This is a genomic window from Paracoccus binzhouensis (genome assembly GCF_016446475.1).
GTDB lineage: Bacteria > Pseudomonadota > Alphaproteobacteria > Rhodobacterales > Rhodobacteraceae > Paracoccus > Paracoccus binzhouensis.
In genome coordinates, this window is sequence record NZ_JAEHFP010000213.1 from 1 (window position 1) to 2,627 (window position 2,627).

Genomic DNA, 2,627 nt, shown 5'->3' on the forward strand with positions numbered 1-2,627 from the left:
CCCACTCTGTTCCGCCGGAAACATGCGTTTCCGGGCAGATCAGACTGGCCGAGGCGCAGCCCATAGGCGGAGCGGGATCAACCCGCCCCCATCATCGCTAGAGATAGGAGGCCACAAATGGCTGAGAAATTCGACCTTTATGCCCATGTCATCGACATTGGGGGCATGAGCGCCCCCAACAATACGCCCGCTATTCAGGCAAAGCGAATCCTTGACGCACTAACCGCGCTTTATCCCGATGCTAACGGCAATGTATCCGAGCTGATGGAATATGCGCTTTGCGACCTGCGCCATTTGGCCGATCAGCATGTGATCTGTTTCGGCAGCACAGATCAGAAGGGGTATCGCACCTACCTTCAGGAGAAGGCCCAATGAAACCGCAAATCTCACTCATCGAGGGGCGGCACCTGACCGCCTCCGACAAGCGCAATATTCTGGCATGCATCGAGTATCAGCGTGACAAGCACCCCGCCACATGGGGCGCGGACTGGCTGGGCCGGAAATCCTCATCCAAGCGTTACACCGTCGCGCCGATCCCAGAGATGCCGAACCGCTACGAAGTCCAAATCCGCGAGAACTACCGCAACGATTATGGTTGTCCCTGTGAGCGCACGGCTCGCCTGGTGATAGAGACAAAAGGAGTTGACCCCCTGCCTGATGCACAATCGCACCCTGCTTGGGATGGCATGAAACTTTAGTAGCGAAATATCTGGGAAACGAGTCATGAGATGGCGCACCTGCCCCATTTACGAGATTTCGATGATGACCGATCTGCGTGAGCGCATTCTGGAAGCCATCCAGCGCCGTGCCTGATCGACATGGCCGCGCCCGCGAGGCGCGGCCCCCTGCCCCGAGGATTTCCCATGTTCTACGACACCCCGACGAAGCCGGGCGCTTTGGTCGCGCCCATGAATATCGCCGCCATCTGCACCGCCCGCGATGCCGCCCTTGCCCGCATTGAGGAAGGCGCAGCCGCACTGCGAGCCGCATACGATCTGACCCAGGAAGCCGCCCAAACCGCCAAGGGCGCGCATGGTGGCTGGCACTCGCCCCGCACCGACCGGGGCGAAGCGTCGGCACGGGACCGGCTTTTCCCCGGCCGGTTCGATCCAGCCGAAAGCATCGAGGCGTTCCGCCGCGACCTCGATGCCGCGATCTGGACCCGCCTTCTCGAAGAAACCGGCCTGCGCAAGATCATGGATGCCAAGGAACGCGACGATCTGGACGCGGCAATGCAAGGCGACGTGCCGCCGGCGACAATGGACAACATCACCGCCACAATTGAGCGGCTGATGGGAGATGCCGGAATGATCTGGCGGCGCGGTATCGCTCGAACCTTCACCCGATTGGATCGGCGTTTCCGTAGCCATGACGGGTTCAAGATCGGATCGCGCATCATCCTGACGCGGGTGTTCAACGAATGGGGCAGCTTTACCTACGGTGAAATCCGCCAAGTTCTCTATGATATCGAGCGCGCTTTCGCGATTCTGGACGGCCATCCCGACCGCGCCGGCGAGCTGGAGCGTGCGATCAGCATAGCCCGCCGCAACACCATCGGGCCGCGCCAGGACGAGATCGAAACCACCTATTTCAAGGTGCGTTGCTTCAAAAACGGCAATGCCCATCTCTGGATGGTCAATGATGAGCTGGTGCGGAAGGTCAACAAGACGCTGGCCGAATACTATGGCGAGGTTCTGGCCGATGCAGCCCCGAGGCAAGACCGCCCCGAGGATTACCGCCCCACGTCAACCGCCGTCGCCCGCGACCTGGCCTTCTATCCGACCCCGACCGAGGCCGTCGCCTTCCTGCTGGACGGGCTCTATCTGCGCGAAGGCCAGCGCGTGCTTGAGCCCGAGGCCGGAATCGGCAACATCGTGCGCGAGCTGCTGAAGCGCCCCGTCAGCGTCGATGCCGTCGAAATCCATCCCGGCCGGGCCGATGTGCTGCGCGGCATCGCCTCGGACCGGCTCAAGGTCAGCTGCGCCAATTTCCTTCAGATGAAGCCGCAGCCCGTTTATGACGCCGTGCTGATGAACCCGCCTTTCGCCGGCACCCACTGGATGAACCATGTCCGCCATGCCTTCGACTTCCTGAAACCGGGTGGCGAGCTGCGCGCCATCCTGCCCGCCTCGGCCGAGGTCAACGAAACGCCGGCGCACCTGAAATTCCGGGCATGGGCCGAAATATTCAGCCCAGGATGGCGCGGCCTGTGGCGGGATCTTCCGGCCGAGTCCTTTGCCGAGGTGGGCGTGCGGATCAACACGGTTGTATTGACGCTGCGTAAGCCGAACCGATAGCGTGAGCTACCTAACGCTTCTTTCTCTTTTGCGATGAAGAACACTTGCCCCCGCTTCGGCGGGGGCTTTCTTTTCCCTGCCCCGCAACCGCGGCGAGCTGGCGCGGATCGGCACCCCTTTACGGTAGCAGGTTCGGAGATCCCGGCCGAGGGCCGTGATCGGGCTAAGACAGATGCCGAGCCGGGGGATCGACCAGGCTTTGCCCGGCTCACCCCCGCCCCGACGATTTTCCATTTAGCAGGGTCCGCCCAACAGACCTGCCCTGGCCGGTCAAGGGGCAAGCGCCGCGCGTGCCGCGCGTCGGCGTCCAGCCGGGCCGTGTTGTCGGGC

The 2,627-nt window shown here is 62.4% G+C and carries 3 protein-coding genes; all 3 read left to right on the top strand.

Going from position 1 to position 2,627, the window contains the following annotated elements; genetic code table 11:
* Window positions 1-117: 117 nt before the first annotated feature.
* Window positions 118-375 (top strand): hypothetical protein, encoded by a 258-nt coding sequence (locus I9P22_RS23855; RefSeq protein WP_199262685.1) that lies wholly within the window; start codon window positions 118-120, stop codon window positions 373-375.
* Window positions 372-698 carry a hypothetical protein gene (locus I9P22_RS23860; protein ID WP_199262687.1) on the top strand — a complete coding sequence of 109 codons (327 nt, stop codon included), beginning with the start codon at window positions 372-374 and terminating at the stop codon, window positions 696-698. The genes I9P22_RS23855 and I9P22_RS23860 overlap by 4 nt, the downstream gene beginning before the upstream one ends.
* Before the next feature lie 165 nt (window positions 699-863).
* The gene (locus I9P22_RS23865; protein ID WP_199262690.1) at window positions 864-2,297 is read left to right on the top strand and encodes a DUF4942 domain-containing protein; all 1,434 of its coding nucleotides are present in this window, start codon (window positions 864-866) and stop codon (window positions 2,295-2,297) included.
* Window positions 2,298-2,627: the final 330 nt, after the last annotated feature.

Excerpts from the sequence above, each read along its gene's own strand:
- I9P22_RS23855 (WP_199262685.1), top strand. The coding sequence starts at position 118 with ATGGCTGAGAAATTCGACCTTTATGCCCATGTCATCGACATTGGGGGC.
- I9P22_RS23860 (WP_199262687.1), top strand. The coding sequence starts at position 372 with ATGAAACCGCAAATCTCACTCATCGAGGGGCGGCACCTGACCGCCTCC.
- I9P22_RS23865 (WP_199262690.1), top strand. The coding sequence starts at position 864 with ATGTTCTACGACACCCCGACGAAGCCGGGCGCTTTGGTCGCGCCCATG.